Below are 18,130 nucleotides of genomic sequence, written 5' to 3'. Positions count from 1 at the left end.
GGGAGTATAATCTGACCGGGCCCGGTTGCCCGGGCCATCCCTGTCCCATATGGTCGGCGCCGCATCGAGTTTCTGAGTCTGACAAGGCGGGATTATGTCCGGACAGCGCACTTTTCTTTATGTCGGCGGCCCCACGCGCCCAACGCCATATTACCCAACCCACAACGCCAAGGGCATTTCCGCTTTCTCCTTCGACCAGGCAACCGGTGCCATCACACCTGTCGGACTGATCGAGGGTATCGACAACCCAACCTGGATCGGCGTCGACGCCAAACGCAAGGTGCTGCATGTCAACAGCGAGGTGTTCGGCTGGAACGAGGGCACGGTTTCGGCCTATGCCATCGACCCCGCGGACGGCACGCTGAGCTATATCAACAAACAGCCGACCCTGGGCAGCATCGCCGCCTTTAACAGCCATGACCGCAACGCCAATTTCCTGCTCGTCGCCAATTACAGCCTGACCGCGGAAGGCGAACTGCCCAACAAGGCCATCGCGGTGTTGCCGATCCGCGAGGATGGCGGGCTGAAAGCAGCCGTCAGCGACGCCACCCATGCCGGCACGGGACCGGATCCGGAGCGCCAAGAGCGCCCTCACCCCCATTGCGTCCGCGTCACGCCCGATAACCGCTATATCGTGGTTGCCGATCTCGGGCTCGACCTGCTGGTGGTCTATCGCTTCGATGCCCAGACCGGTGCGATCACCCGCGCCGGAGCCGCCTCCGTCCCAGCCGGGGCCGGTCCGCGCCATTTCGTCTTCCATCCGCGCGGCAATCTGCTCTATGTCGCCAACGAGCTCGACTCCACCGTATCCTCCTTCGCCTTCGAGGCGGACCAGGCCAAGCTCACCTTGGTCAGCACGATTTCGGCACTGCCCGAATCAGCCGGATCGGGCAGCTTCTGCTCGGAAATCGCGATTTCGGCCGATGGCGCCTATCTCTATGTCGGCAATCGCGGCCACGACACGATCGGCGTCATCGCCCTCGACAGCGAAGGCGGCATGGTGCTGGAGCACAACGTACCCTGCGGCGGGCAGTTTCCCCGCCATTTCGCCATCGACCCTTCGGGCAATTTCCTGGTGGCGGCCAGCCAGAACAGCGACAAGCTCGTCGTCTTCGCCGTCAACAAGGAGAGTGGCGAGTTGACCCCGACCGGCACCGAGATCCAGACCGGCACGCCGACCTGCGTGGCCTTCCTCCAGATCGACGAAGCCTGAGGCATTTCCCAAAAGCCGGCATTACGGAGCGCATCGCCCTTTGCGATGCCTCCGCAGCCCCTGGAAGCAAGACGTGGGCGACAAGCTTCTCATTCTCGATGTGGGCTCCACCGCGCTCAAGGCGGTACTGTACGACCGCACCGGCACGGCCGTGGCCTCGGCGACACGGCCTCTGACCACGCAGACCCTCTCGGACGGGTCCGTCGAGCAGGATGCGCGCCAATGGTGGACCGCCGCTCAGGCGGCGGTGAGCGAGCTGCCTTTCCGGTCCGATGTCTGTGCGATCGGCCTGGCCGGTTCGATGCAGAACCTCATCGCCCTTTCCCCGACGGGCGAGCCCATTGGCCCGGCGATACTCTATTCCGATCGCCGGCTCGACCAGCATGAAGTGGCGGCCCTGCGCGACCGGCTTCCCGGAGATTACGGCCAGCGCACCGGCAATCATCTTGATCCTGCCCATCCTATCCTCAAGCTGATGCGGCTCGAGCGCTTCCTTCCAGGCTCGCCGCTCGACGCCGTCACCGGTTTTCTCTTCGGGGCCAAGGATGCCGTGATCAAGCGTCTCACCGGGCGTAGCGTCATCGATCCCACCACTGCGACGACGACCGGGCTCTACAACATCGTCTGCGGCGCCTGGGATGAAACCCTGCTGGCGGCAGCCGGCGTCAAAGCCGCGCAAATGCCGAAAATCCTGGCTGCAGACGCAATCGTCGGCCCGCTTGCCGCTGAAAGCGCCGTCGCCCTCGGCCTGCCACGTGACATCCCAGTCTACAATGGCGCCGGCGATGGCGCGGCCGCAACCTGGGGTGCCTTCGCCGATGCACCCAACACGGCCTATGCCTATATCGGCACGACCGGCTGGGTCGCCGGCACCATGGATATTGCCGATGCCCGCCCGCCGCGCGACAGCTATACTCTGGCCGACCCCGTCGAGGGCAGCCGCGCGATCGTCATCACGCCCTTCCTGTGCGCGGGCGCGGCGCTCGATTGGCTGAGCGAGATCACATCCCTGCCGGTGGAGACGCTGCTCGATCACGCCTCGGCTGGTGGCGCCGCCTCCCATCCGCTGTTCCTGCCTTATCTCTTCGGCGAGCGTTCGCCCTTCGAGGATCGCGCGGTTCGCGGTGCTTTCCTCGGCCTTGATCGCGGTCACGGGCCGGGTGCTCTGTGCCGGGCCGTGCTCGAAGGTATCGCCTTTGCCATCCGCCACAATCTGGAAGCCGCCGGCCTGCCGCGCCAGCCGTTGACGGTGATCGGCGGTGGCGCCCGCAGCCCGTTGCAGCAACGCTTCCTCGCCGAAGTGCTGAACCGGCCCGTGATTGCGCCGGCTGCCAGCCAGGAGATGCCGGCGCTCGGCATTTATCGCATGCTCGCCCCCAGGCTTGGCTTCGAGCCGGTGCAGCAATTGACGGGCAGTGTCACGGTCGAGCCTCATCCTTCTCGCGCGGAAGCCGCGGAACGGCGCTATCACAGCTATCGTGCCGCATCGGATTTCGCGCGCGAACTGCCGCGGACTATGCCATAGCAACGCAAAGAAACTGCCCGGGAGATCCGACCCGGGTCGAAGCTATCGGGGGATCCACGTGAAGATCGGTGTTTCAATCTTGGCCATGACCTTGGCCAGCGTCGTCGCGAACGCGGCCCAGGCCGAGGATATCGCCGTATTGACGCCCTATATCAGCTCGGTCGCGACCAACGAGATCGTCGAAACCTTCAAGAAGGATGCCGCCGGCAAGGGCTGGAACGTCAATGTCGTCGATACCCGCGGTGACCTTCAGCAGCTGGCAAGCCGGGTCGAGGACGTCACCAATGCCGGCGTGAAAGCCGTCGTCCTGGTCAGCGTCGATCCCAAGCAGATCGCCGACCAGGTCGCCGCCGCGGCGGCCAAGAAGATTCCCGTCTTCGCCCTCGACGGCGCCCTGGCGCCCGGTGTGACCGCCAGCATCGCCACCGACAATTTCGCCCTCGGCACCATCCTGTCGGACAAGCTGTTCAAGCAGCTGGGCGGCAAGGGCAATATCGTCAAGTTCTACTATTCGGCCCATCCCGGCGTGCATCAGCGCGAACTCGCCCTCGACAAGGCGCTGGCCGCCAATCCGGGCATCAAGGTGATCGCCGAGCATTATGTGAAGGTCCCCGGACCGATCGACGATTCACGCCTGGCCATGGAAACCTTCATCCGCCAGCACGGCACCAAGATCGATGGCGTCTGGGCCGCCTGGGACGAGCCGGCGATCGGGGCTCTCCTCGCCCAGCAGAGCGATGCGCCCGATTCCAGGATGGTGATCGCCGGCATCGACGGCAATCCGCAGGCCGTCGACCTGATCAAGCAATGCACCGACCTGGTCGCGACCGTGCGCCAGGACTTTCCGGGGATCGCCCATAGCGCCGTGACCGAAATCGCCAATGTGCTGGAGGGCAAGCCCATCAGCAAACAGGAAATCCAGGTCGAGGCCAAGGTCGTCGACCGGGCAAGCCTGGGCGTGACGTGTCCGCAATGAGCCAGCCCTCCGGCCGCGCTGTTCCGCGGCTCGAGATCACCGGCCTGAAGAAACATTTCGGCGGCGTACATGCCCTCGATGGCGTCGACTTCAACGTCAAGCCGGGACGCATCCATGCCCTGCTGGGCGAGAACGGCGCCGGCAAGTCGAGCCTGCTCAAATGCCTGTCGGGCGTGTATCAGCCCGATGGTGGTACGATGCAGCTCGACGGCGCGCTCCATGCTCCGCGCGATCCCAGGGCGGCGGAGGCCGCGGGTCTGCGCTTCGTGCATCAGGAACTCAACCTGGTACCGGGTTTCACCGCGGCCGAGAACGCCTTTGTCGGCCGGCGCTACCCGCGCCGTTTCGGCCTGATCGACCGGCAGGCCATGCAACGCCGCCTGGCGGCTGTCCGCGACAGGCTCGGCATCGCCCTGCCGCTGGACGTCCCGGTACGCCATTTCTCGGTGGGCCAGTGCCAGCTGGTCGAGATCTTGCGGGCCCTGATGGACGATGCGCGCATCCTGGTGCTGGACGAACCCACGGCCTCCCTGAGCGAAAGCGAAGCCGCGATCCTGAGAAAGGTGGTCGTCACTCTCGCGCAGGCGGGATGCGCCGTGATCTTCGTCTCCCATCGCATGGAGGAGGTCTTCGAGCTCGCGCAGGACTATACGGTATTGCGCAACGGCGTCACCGTCGGCCAAGGCCTGATCGCCGAAACCACGCCCGACGCCGTCGTGGCGATGATGGCCGGTGACGCCCAACTCCGCGACGCCCTTCCGCCTGCGGCCAGGCGAGCCGAAAAGCTGCTCGAGCTCGACGGCTTTTCCCCCTCGCCCCGGCACGGCTCCCTGCAATTGAGCGCCCATGGCGGCGAAATCATCGGCTTGTACGGCATCGTCGGCAGCGGGCGCTCCAGCCTGTTGAAGGCGCTCTGGGGCGCGATGCCGCGGGCGAGCGGCAGGCTATCTCTGGCCGGGCGGCCCTTGCCGCCGGCCGGCATCCCCTCCCGGCTTCGGGCAAGAGTCGCGTTTGCGCCGGAGGACCGCCGCGGCAGCGGCCTGGTGATCAACCACTCCATCCTGGACAATGCCACCCTCCCCCGTCTTTCCGATGGTCGGGCCGTGGCCGGCCTGCCCCTCCTGTCCTGGCCGACCTTGCGACGCAAGGCCCGCGCGATGCTGGATCGGCTTGCCGTCCGCTATGGCCGCCTCGCCGACCGCATCGCCACTCTCTCCGGCGGCAATCAGCAAAAGATCTTGATCGGACGATGGTTCAGGCCGGGTCTGCGCCTCTTCCTGCTGGACGAACCGACGCGGGGCGTCGACGTCCGTTCCAAGGCCGAGATCCACGCCCTTTGCCGCGAGCTCGCCGGCGACGGCACGCTGATCCTGTTCGCCACCAGCGACATCGAGGAACTGTTCGCGCTGGCCGGGCGCATCGTGGTGATGGCCAAGGGCGAGATCGCACTGGACGCTCCGGCCGCCGGCTTGACCCGCCAGCAGGTGCTCGCGGCGACCTTTCGCACGGCAAGACCGCATCGGGACTCCCGGAGGACAGCTTGAACTTTACCGCCCGCTACGGCACGCTTCTCGGCCTTTTCGTCATCGTCGGGGTTTTCTCGGCCCTTTCGCCGGGTTCCTTCGCCCAGGCCTCCAATCTGATCAACATCACCCAGCAATCCTCGCTGCTCGCCATCGTGGCTCTCGGCGCGACCTGCGTGATGGTGCTGTCGGAATTCGACCTCTCGGTCGGGGCAGTGGTGTCCTGGGCCGGAATCCTGGCCGTCAGCCTGTTCGCGCAAGGCTGGGGCATTCCGGCCACCATTCTTGCCACGCTGGTGTCGTCGGCGGTCGTCGGCTGCGTCAGCGGCTATCTCGTCTCGCGCCTGAGGGTGCCGAGCTTCATCGCCACCCTCGCCATCGGCACGGTGGTCGGCGGCTTCACCTTCTGGATCAGCGACGGCGCCACGCTGTTCGGCAATATTCCACCGACCTTCCGCGATCTCGGGCGCGGCACGCTGGCAGGCGTGCCGGTACTAACGCTGTGGGCCATCGCCATGACGGCCATCTGCGTCATCCTGCTGGATTTCACCGAGCCCGGCCGGCGCATGGCGGCCATTGGCGGCAACCGTGAAGCGGCTCGCCTCACCGGCGTTCCGATCGTGCGCAGCACGGTGCTCGGCTTTGCGATCTGCACGCTGTTCGCCGGGCTTGTCGGCCTCCTATTGGTGGCGAGGCTGGGCAGCGCCCATCCGACCGGCGGCAATGGCTTCCTGCTCCAGGCCTATGCCGCCGCCTTTCTCGGCATGACGGCTTTTCGTGGCGGCGACGCCAACGCCCTCGGCACTCTGCTGGGTGCTGTGATCATCGCCGTGGTGGCGAATGGCCTCACCATCCTCGGCGTGCCCAACTACATGCAGGATATCCTGACCGGCCTGATCATTCTGGCGGCCGTGCTGGTGCGCAATGTCGGGCGGCTGCGAGATTAGAAATAATGCAGTTCCCTGAATGGGTAACGCCCGATTTGTCATAGCCGGGCTTGACCCGGCTATCCAGAAACCGCGGCAAAAAGAAGCTGGATTGCCAGGTCAAGCCCGGCAATGACAAACCTCACCTGCGCTTGGCTGACGCTGCCGCGTTCAGGCTCCCGCATCTGCCTTGAAATGGGGGCTTTCGAAGCCGAGCTTACGCAGACCGGCCTGGATCTCCGGAACGCGCATGAACAGGTTCCAGATCAGGCCGGTGCGATAGTTCTCGATCATCACGATGATCGGGCCCTGGTCGATCGACAGGAAGGTGTCGGCGAACCAGTCCCGTTCCTCGCTGAAGGCATCGACGAAGCCGAAGCGCCCCCAGACCTTGTCGCCATATTTGGCGAGGAAGTGGCGCAGCGCCGCCATGGCTTCCCTGGGCGCATAGGGAAAGCTCGACAAGGCGGCCGTCGGGCTGATCACGCCATTGTCTTCGCTCGGCTGATGGGCGGCATAGCCGTCAGGATCATCGCTCGCCGTCAGCCCCCAGCAATCGGGGCCATAGCCCTTGTGGCCATGCGGATTGAGTACGCAATGGCGATGGTTGATCATCGTATGGGCCACGTTCTGCTGCCAGTAATCGGCGTAGCGGTCTTTCAGGCCGCGAGGATCGAGTCCCAGGAAGGAATAATGCGCCCAGAACAGCGGCCCGCCGCGATCAGGGCCCAGCGGCAGTTCGATGTCGTAATAGCTGCGCGGCGCCCCGAAATCCTTGCTGGCCGCGAAGCCGCGATGATAGGCGGCGGGATCGATGGGATAGCGCGGCGCCGATACCGCCATCACATAGGCGATCAGGCACTCGTTCCAGCCATGGATGTCATGGTCGAGCACGAAGCCGTTATTGGGGCTCCAGTGCCAATAGAGCGCGTGGCGCCCCTGCGTATACCAGTTCCATTCGATCTCGCCCCATAGCCCGGTGATGCGCTGGCGCAATCTGGCCTCGGTGGGGGTGTCGGCATCGAAATATTCGCGGGCGCAGAGCAGGCCTTGGAACAGGAAAGCGGTTTCGACCAGGTCGCCGCCATCATCCTTGCGGCTGAAGGGCCAGACCTTGCCGGTCTCGCCATGCATGAAATGCGAATAGGCGCCATGGAAACAGGTGGTCGGCTCGATGACGTCGATGATCCTGGTCAGCCGTTCCAGGCCCTCGGCGCGGGTGATCCAGCCTCGTTCCATCGCCACGATCATGGCCATGATGCCGAAACCCGTCCCGCCGATCGCCACCAGGTCGTTGGGCGTATCCATCGTGCGGGTGGTACGGTCGCGGGCCATGCCGCTCACCGGCTCCGCTCCCTCCCAGAAGAAACGGAAGGTCTGGCGCTGCACGGCTTCCAGCAGTTCCTCGTTGGGCAGGTTGACGAGATCGGCGGCCTTGTAGAGCCCAGCCGGTTCAGTCTTGGCCATGCCCTTATCCACCTTCTCCGCCGCGATCTTCTTGTCGCCCTTGGAGAGCTTCTTCTTGCCGGCCTTGTCCTTTGCCATCGTCCCGACTTTCACCCGTTGCAAGCCATGAGGGCTGCCTGATCGATCTTTAGATAGACGCTTCAACAGAAGCGAACATTTATTTGAAAAGTATGGTCTTTTTATACACTGCCTTTGGATTCGTCCGCCTCATCCCGATCCGGTTTCTCTGATGCGCGGTCCGCTTGTGTCCTGTCGTTGAGAAGCCGAAGAGTACGTGGAAAGAAGCTGGCCTTGGAGCCGGGCCGGCCGATATGGACGATGGTGGATTTGCCAAGATCCTTTTCGAAAATGGCGAAAACCTTGTCGCGTGTTCCCTCATCCAGACCTTCCAGGGCTTCGTCGATGACGATCCAGGTCGGCTGCTGCAGAGCGAGGCGGGCAAAAGCCACCGTCTGCTGTTCCTCGTCGGCGAGGTCCTTGTCCCAGCGCACATTGCGGTCGAGGTCATCGGCCAGATGACCAAGCCCCACGGCGGACAGAGCGTGTTCGAAATCGGCCTGCTCGAACTTGGCCACCGGCTGCGGATAGGACAGGATCTGCCGCAACGTGCCCTGGGGCAGATAGGGACGACGCGGCATGAAGGTGACCTGCCCTCCCTTGGGAATGCTGACCTGACCTGAGCCGAAAGGCCACAGCCCGGCCAGAGTACGAAAGAGCAGAGTCTTGTTCGCCCCGGCCTCGCTGACGATCAAGACCCGCTCGCCGGGTTGGATCTGGACATGGTCTTCGTTGAGGCGGCTGTGCCCGCTCGAAGCCTCGATCACCAGATCATCGAGGCGGATGCCGTCATTGTCGGTCTCAGCGAACTTGATATGGCTGGCTTCCGTCTGTTGCGCGTCGATAGTGGTAACGGCCGAGCGGAAATTGGCGACACGCAGCAGCGTCGCCCGCCAATCGGCGATGTTGTTGAAGTTGTCGACCGGCCAACGCAATTGGGCCTGCACGAGATTGAACGCGGCCACCGCGGCCATCAGCCCGCCAAAGGTCAGATTGCCGGCGAGATAGATCGGTGCGGCCACCAGGATCGGTGCCAGATTGGTGAACCAGCCGTAGCCGGCAGTCACCCAGGTCAGCCTCGTGGTAGTGGTGACCAGGCGGCGCATCGCCAGCAAGACCGCACGTAAATCGAGATTGAGCTGGCGTTCTTCGTCTTTCTCACCGTTGTTGAGAGAGATCGCATCGACATGTTCGCTTACCCGAACCAACGAAAAGCGGAACTCGGCTTCGCGGGCATAGCGGTCGGCATTGAGTCCTACCAAGGAAGCACCGACGTGCCACGACATCAGCGACCCTGTCGCCGAGAACAAGATTGCCGCCCAGACCAAGTAACCCGGTATGGAGAAGGTATAGCCTTGGAATTGGAAGTTAAAGCCATCGGATACGATCCATAGGGCCGGAATGAAGATTGCCAGATAGATCAATGCCGAGAACAGGCCAATAGCCAGATCGGTCGACAATTCCGTAAGGTGGCGTGCATCCTCATGCAAACGCTGGTCTGGGTTGACGCCGATCTTACTAGAGTTGGACAAACGGAATGCCCTGCGCGGCAGCATCCATTGGCCGATGAGATCTTCGACCAATCCCTGTCTCAATTTCAGCTTGATCATCATGCCGAGCCAAGTCTGGCTGACATTGAGGACCAAAAGGCCGCCGGCAATGGCAATGAAGACCAGGATCTGCTGAACGAATTGGGCGATGTCCTTACGCGTTAGCGCGTCGTAAAAAGGCTGATTCCAGGCAATCAACAGTCGCTGGAAATAGGCCGAGGTGATGAGCACGGTGAAGACACCAACACCCAGCATGAACAGCTGGTTGCGATGGGGCGAGGAAACGAAGGCGCGGGCCATCATGTTGAGCTGCAACAGCAGCCCGCCCATCGACTGCTCAGACTGCCCAGGCTTGTCCGGCTCGTTGCTCGGCGCTTCGGCAGGCTTCCCGCCGGATTGTGCAACCATGAATCACTCTCCGTCTCGACTATAGCCGGTCATCTGGCAGAGTCATCCTCAAGGGTAAGCGAGTAACGCGTACGACAGCCGGCACGATGCGTGAGTGCGCATGTTTATGCGCCTTTGTGCGTTTCCACCCTTGCATTCCCCCCGCTCAAGGGACATAAGCGGCCTGTTCATCGGATCCAGCCTGCCATGGAAACTTCCATCCTTCTCGATGCCGGCCTCATCCCTGCCGAGCGGCAGCGTCTTCTCCTGCAGCGCATCGAACAGGACGGCCGCATCGCCTCTGTCCAGGCGGCACTGGATTTCGCGGTGTCGGAGGACACCATTCGCCGTGACCTCAAGGAACTTGCCGATGCCGGCCTGATCGAGCGCGTGCATGGCGGCGCCCTGCGCAAGTCTCGCGCCTCACACCGATTTGATCGGCGCCTGATCAGCAACGAGGCGCAGAAGAAGCAATTGGCGGCCTATGCCCTGCGTTTCGTCGAACCGGGGATGGTCGTCCTGCTCGACCAGAGCACCAGCAATCTGATGCTGGCGCGCCAGCTTCCGGTCGAGGCCGGCCTCACCGTGATTACCCCCTCGCCCGACATCGCCGTCGCCGCGCTCGATCGCGGCATCGGCAAGCTGGTGCTGATCGGCGGGCAGGTCGACACCCAGTCGCGCAGCGCCAGCGGCGCCGGCGCGCTGGAGCAGGTCGCCTATCTCAAGCCCGATCTGTGTTTCCTGGGCGCCTGCGCCGTCGACCTGATCGAGGGCGTGACCGTGGTCGATCATGACGACGCCCATCTCAAGCGCGCCATGGTCGCCGCCTCACGCTCGACGATGGCTTTGGTCACTGCCGAGAAGCTCGACACACGCTCGGCCTATCAGGTCATGCCCTTCGCTCGCCTCGATCGCATGGTCACCGAGAATGCGAGCTCGAACACCATCCTGCAGCGCTACAGCGAAAGTGGCGTGGAGATCCATCTTGTCTGAAACATCCTCTTATCGGCCCGGCTGGCGGGTCTGGCACCCGACGGCGTCGACCTTCTACGTCAATGGCGCTCTCTATGGTGTCTGGGCTACGCAGATCCCTCTCGCCAAGGAGCGGCTGGGGCTCGATCCCATCGTGCTGAGCATCGTCCTGCTGATGCTCGGGGCCGGGGCCGTGCTCGCCATGGCCGGCAGCGGCTGGATCATCCAGCGCCTCGGCACCGCGGCTCTCATCCGGCTGAGCGGCGTGATTTTCCTGGCCCTGCTGCCCGCCATCCCCCTCATGCCGGACGTCTGGCTGCTCTCCGGCATCGTTTTCCTGTTCGGCGCCAGCGGCGGCTGCATGGATGTGGCGATGAATGCCGATGCCGCCAGGATCGAGAAGCAGGTCGGCCGCCCCTATATGTCTTCGTTCCACGGCATGTGGAGCCTGGGCGGATTGACCGGGGCTGGCATCGCCACCCTGATGCTCCGCTGGACCGACGGCGCTTCCCAGGCGCTCATCGTGACGGTGGCACTGGCCGTCATCTTTGCCTGGGGGCAGAGAGGCCTCGCTCCCGGCAAGGTCGCTGCAACTGCCGACGCTGGCACCGGCAAATCACCTTCCCTGCGCCCGGCTTTCCTCGCGGTCGTGGTCGGCCTGATGGCCGCGCTCGCCTTCAGCGGAGAGGGCGTGGTGCTGGATTGGGCCGCCGTCTTCCTGCGCGAACAATTGGGAGCCGGCCAGGAATTGGCCAATGTCGGCTATGCCGTCTTCGCCGGGGCGATGGCAAGCGTGCGCTTCCTGGGCGATCCCATCCGCCGTCACGTCGATGGCGTTCATCTGGTGCGAGGCGGCTGTCTGCTCGCCTTGATCGGGCTCCTGATGGGACCGCTTTCGGGCAATGTCTATGTCGCCATCCTCGGCTACGGCCTGACCGGCATCGGCTTTGCGAATGTGGTGCCGGTCCTGTTCAGCACCGCCGGGGCCATGCCGCGCCCGGAAGTGCAGATCGCAACGGTGTCGACCATGGGTTATGCCGGCCTGCTGGCGGCGCCGCCCTTGCTCGGAACCGTTGCCCATGTGTCGACGCTTGCCGGCATCTTCTACGTCGCAGCGGTGTTCACCGTGATCATTGCGTTGCTGGCGCCGGTCTGTGCCCCACGCGGTGCTTCGGGACGCGCGGCTACAGAAGCGGGCTGACCAGCCGCGCCAGATTTTCGGCGACCTTGCGGATCCAGGGGCGCCGGCGCCATCTGTCCAGTTCCATCCGGTCGCTGCCCGCGATGTAGTCATCCTGCATGCGTCGCAATTGCAGCGTGACCTCGCGGTCGTAGATCACCACCGTGACCTCCGAGTTCAGCACGAAGGAACGCATATCCATGTTGCTCGAGCCGATCAGGGCGACGTCGGTGTCCACTGAGACATTCTTGGCATGCAGGAACTTGTCGCGGAAAAGGTGGATGCTCACGCCAGCAGCCAGCAATCCGCCATAATAGGACTGCTGGGCGAAACGCACGAGGCGGTGATCCGAAATCTTGGGAACGACCAGATGCACGGCGACGCCGCGCAGCACGGCGATCTGCATCGCCTTGTGAACGGCCTCGCTGGGAATGAAATAGGGCGTGACGATCACCACCCGCTGCAGGGCCGAATGGATGGCGGTGACGATCAGGCTTTCGATCCCTCCCACCCGATAGTCCGGCCCGCTCGGCAGGACCTGCATCGCCAGGGTACCGCAGGCCGGCGTCGGTGACATCACGCTGTCGAGCGGCAGCGCTTCCTCCGTCTCCAGGAACCAGTCGGCGATGAAGACGGCCTGCAATTCCAGCACCACCGGCCCTTCCAGGCGCAGCATCAGTTCCTGGTTCGAGATGTCGAGCACCGTGCGGGCCGCAATGATGTTCTGAGACCCTGCATAGCCCACCCGCCCGTCCATCACCGCAATCTTGCGGTGGTTGCGCAGGTCCGCCCGCGCCGACTTGCGCCGAAAGAAAGTGACCGGAAGGATGGGATGGGCCTCGACACCATAATCGGCAAGCGTCGTCAGCACGCTGCGTGCCCATGGCCGAGAGCCGATCGCATCGATGAGCACGCGGCATTTCACGCCACGCGCCTGGGCACGACCGAGGGCTTGCATCACCTTCTGCCCCACTTCGTCGTCCGCGAAGATGTAGAACAGCAAGTGGACATGATGCTGGGCAGCGTCGATATCGGAGACCAGCCGATCGATCATCCGCGAATAATCGCCGAGGAAATCCACTCTCGCGCCATCGACGACCGGCAGCTTGCCCACTCTTTCGATCAGCACCGCTGCACGGGTGAAGCGCCGCGGCAGCCGCTCGCGTGAAACGTCGGTCAGTTCGCGAACCTTTTCGGCGGACAGGCTCAGGATGTCAGGAAGGCGCTCGAAACGCTTGCGCCGCCAGCGCGGATAGGTGGCCCGCCCGATCAGGAGGTAGAGCAGCAGGGCCGGCCAGGGCAGGAACATCACCAGCAGCAGCCAGCTGCGCGCCGCATCCGAATTGCGCCGGAACGGCACCACCACGATCATGACGAGGCGGACCGCCCATTCGGAATAGAAATAGGCCCACGCCAACACGCTCAAACCCGGCAAGGTCAGATCGGAGAACGACAAGGCGGGCCTTTCCATGAAAAAAACCCACGCAGCGGGCTGCGTGGGTGTGACTTGCGTCAGATGGCGATCCTCAAAGCGTTCTTCGATCTGACGAAATCGTCAAGCATCGCAAAGACGCGTCCAAACGAGGAGCTAGAGAAAAGTACGTCTTCGTGAAAACGCGCTTTCCTCTATGGGATCTCACCCCTTACGGGCACTGCACGCGGCGATACCGCACGTTGCCGTAGTAATCATAGTAACGACGGGTGCAAGCACGCGGCGTGGTTTCGGCACCGACGATGGCACCGGCAGCACCGCCGAGCACGCCGCCGACGATGGCGCCGCCGGCCGAACGGGTGGCCAGGCCACCGATCAGCGCACCGCCGCCGGCACCGATGGCAGCGCCACCGAGCGCGCGGTCACCGCGCGAATATTCCGAGCAGCCCGCGAGCAAAAGCCCTGCAGCTGCTACGATCAAAAGCTTCTTCATGGGAGATCCTCCGTGGATGCCGATCCGTATCGATCATATACAGATACAACCGAGAGCAAAGCCCGATTCTTACATCATGCACACCATGAACCGGAGATGAATGACTACGTAAGGACAGCTCGTGCTTCAGATGCCATCGCTTTCTGCCAAAGCCGGAGCATTTCACTGCCGACTCAACCGAAATGACGCATGTCACCGACATACAAACTTCTACGGCGAAGACAAGTTCCCTTCCGTGTACCGGTGCCTTTCCGAAGGGATCGCGCGGGCGATGAACAATCCTTCTCTCGCAGGTGCGAAAAGGCCGCTTGCGCCGGGGCGCCATGACGATTAAGCGGGATATCCTGAAGCAAAGCGCGTTTGAGCGGAAACGCTCTTTGCTCTAGAGGCAGTTACCCAGGCGCGTCTTTGCGATTCTTGGCGCCCCGCAAATCGCAAAACGCTGTAGGATCTAGTTTGTTTGGAGCGACAAGCGATGGAAGCGCTCTTCATCGGCCATGCCTATATCGACGTGACCTTCGTTGCGGATGACATGCCGCGCGGCGATGAAAAGTCGGTTGCCAAGGACTATGCCGTGGCTTTCGGCGGCAACGCCACGACGGCCGCTTTCTGCTGCGCCAAGCTTGGCGTGATCCCCGACCTGATCACCACCAATTCGAACGACTGGCTCGGCCGCATGTTCATGGACATGGCGGCGAAATACGGCATCTCCGTCCATCCTCGCAAGGTCAAGCGCTCATCGCTCTCCTTCATCATGCCCAAGGATGGCAAGCGCGCCATCGTGCGTGCGCGTGACGACGACTACCTGCATCCCTATCCGCATCTCAATCTGGGCAATTGCCGCGCCCTGCATCTCGACGGGCATCTGGCCGATGCCGCGCTCTACTATGCCAAGGAATTCCGCAAGCTCGGGCGCCTGGTTTCGCTCGATGGCGGCGGCCTGCGCTCCAACACCGACGAATTGCTCAACTATGTCGATGTCGCCGTGGTGGCCGAGCGCCTGTGCGAGCAGATGAACCTGACCGAGACCGAGATGCTCGACTATCTCAAGGGCAAGGGCTGCAAGATCGCCGGGGTGACCGCCGGCGAGCGCGGCATGCTGTGGTATGACGAGAGCGGCAAGGTCCAGCGCCTGCCGGCCCTCAACGTGCCGAAGGCCTCGGTGGTGGATACCAACGGCGCCGGCGACATCTTCCACGGCGCCTATATGTACTCCTATCTCAGCCGCCCGCTGTCGCGCTGGGAGGAACATTTCCGCTTCGCGCGCGGCGCCTCCACCCACGCGATCCAGTTTCTCGGCAACGAAGCCAAGCTGCCCACCCGGGCGGACGTGGAGTCCATCGAAACGCGCTTCCAGCCCGTCGCCGCATCCTGATTGCCTTTGTGAGCCGGCGGGTCGTCATGGCCCACACCGGCCCATCCCGACGAGCCCTTCGCCATGGCCGGCTATGTCGCCCTCCTCTACAGCATCGTACTGACGCCACAGCGGCGGGTCGTGATGGAGGAATTGCGCGCGATCGCCACCGGATGCGGCTTTGATCGTGCACGCACTCTGGCCTCGACCGGCAATCTCGTCTTCGAGGCGCCTGAACAGGACATCGCCGTCCTCGAAGCCCGGCTGGAGGCCGGCTTCCTCGGCCATTACGGCAAACATGTCGACATCATCGTGCGCAGCGCCGAGAACTGGCGGAGCACCGTTGCCGGCAACCCATTCCCGGCCGAGGCCGAACGCGACGGCGGCCTTGTCATCGCCCGCCTGATGCGAGCCCCGCTCGGCGAGGACATCCTGGTCAAGCTGGAACGCTATTGCGATAGGGGCGAACGCCTTGCCCTGGTCGGCGGCGATCTCTGGATCGCCTTCGCCGGGCGCCCGAGCGAAAGTCGCCTTGCCGGCGCCCTTTCCACCAAGCGGCTCGGCATCGGCACTGCGCGCAACTGGAACACCATACGCGGCCTCGGCCAGATGCTGGCCTGAAGCGGGACGCCGGGAGCTGTTTCGATCCCGGCGCTTCGGTTTCAGCCTTGTGCGGCCTGCGCCTCTGCCACGGCCACCGCCGTCATGTTGACCACGCCGCGCACGGTCACGGCACGGTTGAGGATATGGGCCGGCTTGGCGGCGCCGATCAGGATCGGACCGACGGGCAGGGCATCCGCCAGCATGCGAGTAAGCTGGAAGGCGATGTTGGCCGCATCCAGATTGGGCATCACCAGCACATTAGCCTCGCCCCGAAGCCGCGAGGAACTCAGCTTGAGGTCACGCAGGCTTTCCGACAGCGCCGTGTCCGCCTGCATCTCGCCGTCTGCCTCCAGATCGGGACGCTGCTCGACCAGGAGTTCCAGGGCCCTGCGCATCTTGCGGGCCGCGCCGGTGTCGTAAGAACCGAAATCGGAATGCGACAGCAGGGCGATCTTCGGGTCGATGCCGAAGCGGCGGACATGCTCGGCGGCCAGGATGGCCATTTCGGCGATCTCTTCCGCGCAGGGATCGGGCTTGACCTGTGTGTCGCAGATGAAGAAGGCGCCCTTGGCGGTCAGCACCAGGGAAAGAGCCGAATAGTCGCGCACACCGGGCGCCAGGCCGATGATCTGCCGGACATAGCGCAGATGGCGCATATAGGCCCCTTCGAGCCCGCAGATCATCGCATCGGCATCGCCGCGATGCAGGGCCAGGGCGGCGATCACCGATGTATTCGAGCGCACGATGGTGCGCGCCGTATCCTGGGTGACGCCGCCGCGCCCGGCCAGGTGGTGGTAGAGCGACCAGTAATCCTTGTAGCGCGGATCGTCGGCCGGATCGATCACCTCGAAATCATGCCCCGGCTTGATCGTCAGGCCGAAACGCTGGATACGGGTCTCGATCACGGAGGGACGCCCGATCAGGATGGGCCGGGCGAGCCCCTCTTCCAGTACCACCTGGGCGGCACGCAGCACGCGCTCGTCCTCGCCTTCGGCATAGACCACGCGTTTGGGATCGGCCTTGGCGGCAGCGAACAGCGGCTTCATCACGAAGCCGGAGCGGAAGACGAAGCGAGTCAGGCTCTCGGCATAGGCTTCCAGGTCGGTGATCGGGCGGGTCGCGACGCCGGTTTCCTGGGCGGCCCGCGCGACGGCAGGAGCGATGCGCAGGATCAGGCGCGGATCGAAGGGCGAAGGAATGAGGGAATCGGCGCCGAAGCGGCGGCTTTCGCCACCATAGGCACGGGCGACCACATCCGACGGCGTCTCACGGGCGAGCGCCGCAATCGCCTCGACGGCCGCGTGCTTCATCTCCTCGTTGATGGTGGTGGCCCCGCAATCCAGGGCGCCACGGAAGATGTAGGGAAAGCACAGGACGTTGTTGACCTGGTTCGGGAAGTCCGAGCGGCCGGTACAGATCATGGCATCCGGGCGGGTCGCCTTGGCCAGTTCCGGCATGATCTCCGGAAATGGATTGGCGAGCGCCATGATCAGCGGATTATGCGCCATGCGCGCGATCATCTCCGGCTTGAGCACGCCGCCCGCGGACAGGCCGAGGAAGATATCGGCTCCCTCGATGATGTCGTTGAGGGTGCGCGCTTCGGTCTCCTGGGCGTAGACGTCCTTCCAGGGGTCCATCAGTTCGGTGCGGCCCTTATAGACCACGCCCTTGATGTCGGAGATGAAGATGTTCTCGCGCTTGGCGCCCAGCGAGACCAGGAGGTTGAGGCAGGCAAGTGCCGCCGCGCCGGCCCCCGACGCCACGATCTTGACGTCGGCTATCGACTTGCCGGCCAATTCGAGGCCGTTGCGGACGGCGGCGCCGACGATGATGGCCGTGCCATGCTGGTCGTCGTGGAAGACCGGGATCTCCATGCGCTCGCGCAGCAGGCGCTCGACCTCGAAGCACTCGGGCGCCTTGATGTCTTCCAGGTTGATGCCTCCGAAAGTCGGCTCGAGCGCCGCGACCACGGTGACGATCTCCTCGATCGACTTGGAGGCGATCTCGATGTCGAAGACGTCGATGCCCGCGAACTTCTTGAACAGGACGGCCTTGCCTTCCATTACCGGCTTGGAGGCGAGCGGGCCGATATCGCCGAGGCCGAGCACGGCGGTGCCGTTGGAGACGACGGCCACGAGATTGGAGCGGGCCGTCAGGTTGGCGGCCTCGAGCGGATCGGCGTGGATGGCCTCGCAGGCCGCCGCCACGCCGGGAGAATAGGCCAGGGCGAGGTCGCGCTGGTTGCCGAGCGGCTTGGTCGCCTGGATCTCCAGTTTTCCCGGCTTGGGATAGCGGTGGTAGATCAGTGCCCCGGTCCGCAGATCCTCGGACATGGTCGAGGAGTTCGTAGGGGCTGCCGAGCCGGCCTGGACATCTGACATTGCGTTTCCCGTCCTGTTGGCTAGGGCAAGGCGCATTCGTCGAACGCTGCTTTGCTCTAACGCCTTGTTTCAATGCGTCGTTGCGATTCTC

14 protein-coding genes are annotated in these 18,130 nt (G+C 63.9%); 9 read left to right on the top strand and 5 right to left on the bottom strand.

Going from position 1 to position 18,130, the window contains the following annotated elements; genetic code table 11:
• Positions 1-94: 94 nt before the first annotated feature.
• The 5 genes from ACIGJE_RS15590 (at position 95) to ACIGJE_RS15570 (ending at position 6,184) form a co-directional block, all read left to right on the top strand.
• Positions 95-1,213, top strand: a complete 1,119-nt coding sequence (locus tag ACIGJE_RS15590; protein ID WP_311938097.1) for a lactonase family protein — start codon at positions 95-97, stop codon at positions 1,211-1,213.
• Positions 1,214-1,286: 73 nt separating this feature from the next.
• Positions 1,287-2,738, top strand: a complete 1,452-nt coding sequence (locus tag ACIGJE_RS15585) for a xylulokinase (RefSeq protein WP_483677880.1) — start codon at positions 1,287-1,289, stop codon at positions 2,736-2,738.
• Positions 2,739-2,823: 85 nt separating this feature from the next.
• Positions 2,824-3,714, top strand: coding sequence for a sugar ABC transporter substrate-binding protein (locus ACIGJE_RS15580; RefSeq protein ID WP_415085314.1), 891 nt, complete (start codon positions 2,824-2,826; stop codon positions 3,712-3,714).
• Entirely contained in the window at positions 3,711-5,258 is a 1,548-nt protein-coding gene (locus ACIGJE_RS15575) for a sugar ABC transporter ATP-binding protein (protein WP_483677878.1), read from the top strand. The genes ACIGJE_RS15580 and ACIGJE_RS15575 overlap by 4 nt, the downstream gene beginning before the upstream one ends.
• Entirely contained in the window at positions 5,255-6,184 is a 930-nt protein-coding gene (locus ACIGJE_RS15570; RefSeq protein ID WP_483677876.1) for an ABC transporter permease, read from the top strand. Before ACIGJE_RS15575 ends, ACIGJE_RS15570 begins: the two co-directional genes overlap by 4 nt.
• A gap of 150 nt (positions 6,185-6,334) precedes the next feature.
• Here the strand turns inward: ACIGJE_RS15570 and ACIGJE_RS15565 are convergent, their stop codons facing one another.
• Together ACIGJE_RS15565 and ACIGJE_RS15560 are read right to left on the bottom strand one after the other, a co-directional pair.
• Entirely contained in the window at positions 6,335-7,708 is a 1,374-nt protein-coding gene (locus ACIGJE_RS15565; protein WP_415085274.1) for a glucoamylase family protein, read from the bottom strand.
• A 101-nt stretch (positions 7,709-7,809) separates the two neighbouring features.
• On the bottom strand, positions 7,810-9,567 hold the full coding sequence (locus ACIGJE_RS15560) for an ABC transporter ATP-binding protein/permease (RefSeq protein ID WP_483680261.1): 1,758 nt from the start codon (positions 9,565-9,567) through the stop codon (positions 7,810-7,812).
• Between the two features lie 264 nt (positions 9,568-9,831).
• Here ACIGJE_RS15560 and ACIGJE_RS15555 point away from each other — a divergent pair, with 264 nt between their 5' ends.
• Complete coding sequence (locus tag ACIGJE_RS15555) at positions 9,832-10,617, top strand: DeoR/GlpR family DNA-binding transcription regulator (RefSeq protein WP_415085270.1); 786 nt, start codon at positions 9,832-9,834, stop codon at positions 10,615-10,617.
• Complete coding sequence (locus ACIGJE_RS15550) at positions 10,610-11,797, top strand: MFS transporter (RefSeq protein WP_311938081.1); 1,188 nt, start codon at positions 10,610-10,612, stop codon at positions 11,795-11,797. Before ACIGJE_RS15555 ends, ACIGJE_RS15550 begins: the two co-directional genes overlap by 8 nt.
• Here ACIGJE_RS15550 and cls read toward each other — a convergent pair.
• Both cls and ACIGJE_RS15540 read right to left on the bottom strand, forming a co-directional pair.
• Positions 11,781-13,232 (bottom strand): cardiolipin synthase, encoded by a 1,452-nt coding sequence (cls, locus tag ACIGJE_RS15545; RefSeq protein WP_415085267.1) that lies wholly within the window; start codon positions 13,230-13,232, stop codon positions 11,781-11,783. The genes ACIGJE_RS15550 and cls overlap by 17 nt on opposite strands.
• A 187-nt stretch (positions 13,233-13,419) precedes the next feature.
• Positions 13,420-13,701, bottom strand: a complete 282-nt coding sequence (locus tag ACIGJE_RS15540) for a bacteriocin (RefSeq protein WP_105862901.1) — start codon at positions 13,699-13,701, stop codon at positions 13,420-13,422.
• 475 nt (positions 13,702-14,176) lie between these two features.
• Between ACIGJE_RS15540 and ACIGJE_RS15535 the strand changes: the two genes are divergently transcribed.
• Both ACIGJE_RS15535 and ACIGJE_RS15530 read left to right on the top strand, forming a co-directional pair.
• Positions 14,177-15,076 carry a sugar kinase gene (locus ACIGJE_RS15535; RefSeq protein WP_311938077.1) on the top strand — a complete coding sequence of 300 codons (900 nt, stop codon included), beginning with the start codon at positions 14,177-14,179 and terminating at the stop codon, positions 15,074-15,076.
• Positions 15,077-15,139: 63 nt separating this feature from the next.
• Positions 15,140-15,676, top strand: a complete 537-nt coding sequence (locus ACIGJE_RS15530; RefSeq protein WP_415085265.1) for a DUF1697 domain-containing protein — start codon at positions 15,140-15,142, stop codon at positions 15,674-15,676.
• Between the two features lie 41 nt (positions 15,677-15,717).
• Here the strand turns inward: ACIGJE_RS15530 and ACIGJE_RS15525 are convergent, their stop codons facing one another.
• Positions 15,718-18,039, bottom strand: a complete 2,322-nt coding sequence (locus ACIGJE_RS15525; protein WP_415085263.1) for an NADP-dependent malic enzyme — start codon at positions 18,037-18,039, stop codon at positions 15,718-15,720.
• Positions 18,040-18,130: the final 91 nt, after the last annotated feature.

It is taken from the genome of Labrys sp. E2SS-1L (assembly GCF_057073705.1).
The sequence above is the reverse complement of the archived record's forward strand: the minus strand, read 5'-3'. Positions and strand labels throughout refer to the sequence as shown.